Source organism: Acidobacteriota bacterium, assembly GCA_029861955.1.
GTDB lineage: Bacteria > Acidobacteriota > Polarisedimenticolia > Polarisedimenticolales > Polarisedimenticolaceae > JAOTYK01.
Window position 1 is genome coordinate 1 of the sequence record JAOTYK010000087.1, and the last position, 3588, is coordinate 3588.

Sequence of the window (3588 nt, forward strand, 5' to 3'; positions counted from 1 at the left end):
ACCGCGACGACAGCCTTCGTCCCAGCCGCGGTCCACGCCGCAGCCGCGTCGACAGCCTTCGTCCCAGCCGCGGTCCACGCCGCAGCCGCGTCGACAGCCTTCGTCTCAGCCGCGGTCCACGCCGCAGCCGCGTCGACAGCCTTCGTCCCAGCCGCGGTCCACGCCGCAGCCGCGTCGACAGCCGACCGCTCGACCGAAGACGTCGGCACCGAAGTCCCGTGGCACCAGCACGCAAGCAAGGAGTCCTCGCGGCGGATCGAAGAGCAGTGCCAGTGGACGGAGTAGCTCGGGGAGCAAACCGAGAAGCTCTTCCAGTGGACGAAGCTCCGGGAGCCGAAGCTCGGGTGGCAAAAAGTCGTCCGGCGCTCGTTCCAGCCGTAGCCGGGGCCGCTGATCAGGGCTCGGCTCGGACCCGCTGCCTGAACGCCTCCAGTAGACGCCGGCCGTCGACGCGTAATCGCTCGTCGACGGCCTCGTCGGGCAAGCCCGCTCGGCGCGTGAACTCATGCCGGGCTTCGGGATGGAACTGGTAGCTGTACGTCGGCCGCGCGGGGTCTTCGAGGCCATCGACCGGAACCCCCTCCCGCCGGGCAGTGATCTTCCACCCTTCGGGTTCGCGGACAACATGCTCACGATGACTGACGACGACCCGTAGCGATTCCCCTTCGTCCAGGAGCCCGTCACTCACAATCTGGCTCTCCTCGATCGCAACACGTTTGTCGCCGGTGTCGGATAGATCGGCGACAACCCCACCGGCGAGGTGGGCGATCAACTGGTGCCCGTAGCAGATCCCCAGGAGCGGACGACGGATGCGTCCTTCCACGATCGGACGCGCCCACTCGGAAAGACGGTCCTGCCAGCCCAGGGAGTCATGGACCGATACCCCCGAGCCCATCAGCACGATCCCCGCCACGTCGTAGCCATCGCCCGGCGCCGGCCCCTCGCCCCGGTTGAGCGCCGGCTGAAACAGCCGTGATCGACCGTCCCAGTTCTCGAGGATCTGCTGGACGCCTTCCGTCTCCGGTGAGTTCACCGAGGGGTCCACGACCCAGAGCGTTCTCAACGAGCGGTTTCCGAGGCGGCTGTCGACTGCGCGATCGAATCGAGTAGCCGTTCATGGATGTTCTCAAACCCACCGTTGGACATCACCACGACCACGTCGCCGGTGCGGGCCTCGCGACCGACCGTCTCGACGATCGTCGCGATATCATGCGTGGCCGTCGCGGAGACTCCCCGTGCGGCGAGATCGCTGACCAGACGCGCGGTATCCAGACGTTCCGTCTCGTCGATCTGATCCGCACGGAAGACCGGTGCCAGCAAGACGCGGTCGGCGGCATCGAACGCCCCGACCAACCGCTGCTGAAAAACGTTTCGTCTTAGGGACCATGAGCGGGGCTCAACCACGGCCCAGACCCGTCCATCCGGGTGCTGACGCCGAACGGCGGTCAACGTCTCCTCGATCGCGGTCGGATGATGCGCGAAGTCGTCAAACACGCGGATCCCGTCGGACTCGCCTCGCTGCTCGAGGCGACGACGGACGCCGGTAAACGACGCAAGGCCCGATGCCACGGTCACCCCGTCGACCCCCAGATCTGCACAGGCGACGGCAACCGCCGTCGCATTGCGGACATTGTGCATCCCGACCATCGGTAGATGGATCTCGGCGAACATCTGGCCATCGCGATCAAGTCGGAAGGAAGTTCCGTCACCGTCGGGCTGGACATCGTGGGCCTGCCAGCGCCCTTCCGTGCCGCCGTAACCCTCAACCCGGCACGGTGCGTCCCGGCTGACCTCCGACGCGATCGCGTCCCCCTGGTTACAAACCAGGAGCCCCCTACGGGGAATCAAGAGGACGAGACGTCGAAACACCTGTCGAACATGATCCAGGTCGCGATAGATATCTGCATGATCGAACTCGACCGTCCCCAACATCGCGGTGTCGGGTCGGTAGTGCATGAACTTCGGACCCTTATCAAAGAACGCCGTGTCGTATTCGTCGCCTTCGATCACGAAGGGTCGACCCTTTCCGAGACGAAACGGGCGATCGAAGTTCTGCGGCGCGCCCCCGATCAGGAATCCCGGGTCCATCCCCGCGTGATGGAGAACCCACGCAAGCATCGAGGTGGTCGTGGTCTTGCCGTGAGTACCTGCCACAACGATGGAATGACGATCCGGCAAGAAACGATCGTGAATCAAACGCGCCATCGATGTGTACTCGATCCGTTCGTCGAGCACATACTCGAGCTCGGGATTGCCACGACTGATGGCGTTTCCCACGACGACGAGATCGGGTCGCGGGCGGAGATGGGCCGCATCGAACCCCTGGAACACCTGCAGCCCCAGTTCGCCGAGCACGGTTGAGGTCGGCGGGTAAAGTTTGCCGTCAGAGCCGGTGACAACGCACCCGGACTCTTTGAGGAGACCAGCGACGGCGGTCATCGCGGTGCCGCCGATTCCGATCAGGTGGACGTGGCTTCCAGCCATGCTCGCGCTCCTTCGATCCATTCGAGCAATTACTCAAGAACCAGGTGTCGTGCTCCGGATCGTTCAACCAGTTCGGAAAGACGCTTACCGGTACCCGATCGCACGATCGAGAATAGCCGCTCTTGCCGCAGCAGGTCACGAATCGCCGGCACGGCTTCTTCGGCTGCGCGCTCGCCGGCTTCGATACAACGCTCCCACGCGGTGAAGTCTGCCCAGTGGATATGACTGACGGCCGGGCGAACCACCACGTCTGCCATCCCACATTGCAACGATACCAGTGTCGCATCTTTGATCGAATTTGCACGGAACATGATGTCGACGCCCTTGCGGTAGTTCTTCGACTCAACGAGGTCCGCGTTGATGTCGACGGCGATCACGACATCCGCACCCATCGTGAAAGCCGGCAGAACCGGCACCTTGTCGATCCAACCTCCGTCGATCAGAACACGACCGTTGATCTTCACGGGCGGCAGGATTCCCGGGATGGCAGAGCTTGCGGCTGCCGCGCGACGGAGGTTGCCACTCCGATGAACAATCTCTTCCGCTCGTTTGATGTCCAGGCTGACGGCACCGAACGGCAGGGGCAACTTATCGATGTCGGTGTCGGGAAGGATGGCCGCCATGCTCGTCGCAAACTCCTCGGCCGAGAGGAAGGACGCGCGGATATTCGAGACTCCGAAGAAGATCCCCTTGCGGACGAGATTAGCGACGGAAAAGAACAATCCACCGCGAGATCGTTTCGTCTCGCGGAGAAACGACAGCCGATTCTTCTGGAACTCTGCCGAACTCAAGACCTCACGAACTCGTTCCACCAGGACGTCGATCTCCTCGGTCGCCGCGTAGGCCCCGCCGATGATCGCGCCCATGCTCGTGCCGCTGACGATATCGATGGGGATGCCGGCGCGGACGAGCCCTCGGATGACTCCGACATGGGCGATCCCCCTCGCGGCGCCACCGCCGAGAGCCAGACCGACCTTGAGTTTCCAACTCGTTCGCATCAGAACGTCCAGGTAGTGTGGGTGACGTGCTCACTACCCTCGACCGGGGTCGCGTCCTGGACACGGAACCCCCGAGGACAACCGCCGTCGGCCGCCACCGGGACAA

4 protein-coding genes are annotated in these 3588 nt (G+C 63.9%); 1 reads left to right on the plus strand and 3 read right to left on the minus strand.

The window, feature by feature from the left end; translation table 11 throughout:
• The coding region (locus tag OES25_17550; GenBank protein ID MDH3629442.1) for a hypothetical protein at positions 1 to 285 on the plus strand (285 nt) is incomplete at its 5' end.
• A 109-nt stretch (positions 286 to 394) separates the two neighbouring features.
• Here the strand turns inward: OES25_17550 and OES25_17555 are convergent.
• The 3 genes from OES25_17555 to OES25_17565 are packed head-to-tail and all read right to left on the minus strand — an operon-like array spanning position 395 to position 3482.
• Complete coding sequence (locus OES25_17555; GenBank protein MDH3629443.1) at positions 395 to 1063, minus strand: gamma-glutamyl-gamma-aminobutyrate hydrolase family protein; 669 nt, start codon at positions 1061 to 1063, stop codon at positions 395 to 397.
• Positions 1060 to 2484 (minus strand): UDP-N-acetylmuramate:L-alanyl-gamma-D-glutamyl-meso-diaminopimelate ligase, encoded by a 1425-nt coding sequence (gene mpl, locus OES25_17560; protein MDH3629444.1) that lies wholly within the window; start codon positions 2482 to 2484, stop codon positions 1060 to 1062. The genes OES25_17555 and mpl overlap by 4 nt, the downstream gene beginning before the upstream one ends.
• A 29-nt stretch (positions 2485 to 2513) precedes the next feature.
• Positions 2514 to 3482 (minus strand): patatin-like phospholipase family protein, encoded by a 969-nt coding sequence (locus OES25_17565; protein ID MDH3629445.1) that lies wholly within the window; start codon positions 3480 to 3482, stop codon positions 2514 to 2516.
• Positions 3483 to 3588: the final 106 nt, after the last annotated feature.